This is a genomic window from Deferrisoma palaeochoriense, assembly GCF_054656955.1.
Genome location: NZ_BAAHXI010000217.1, coordinates 1 through 265, shown reverse-complemented (window position 1 = coordinate 265; position 265 = coordinate 1). Strand labels below are relative to the sequence as shown.

At 67.9% G+C, this 265-nt stretch carries 1 protein-coding gene; it reads left to right on the top strand.

The genetic code is table 11. The features are described 5' to 3' along the window. On the top strand, positions 1-265 hold a 265-nt coding region (locus tag ACYQ8L_RS18760), incomplete at both ends, for a UDP binding domain-containing protein (RefSeq protein ID WP_459943330.1).

The following is a 265-nucleotide window of genomic DNA, read 5'->3' as shown; positions in this document are numbered from 1 at the left end:
CGACACCCGGTACAGCGGCTCCGAACTCCTGGTGCGGCGGCTCGCCGAGATGGGGGCCGAGCCCCGGGTCCACGACCCCTACGTGGACCACTGGTGGGAGTTCGAAAAGCAGGACGAATACCCCTCGCCCGAGTACTCCTGGAAGCGGTTCTTCCGGAACCAGGAAAAGCTCAAGGACCTGCGGGTCGAAAAGGACCTGGCCAAGGCCCTCCGGGGCGCCGACGCCGTGGTGTTCGCCGTGCGCCACGCCCCGTACCTGGGGCTA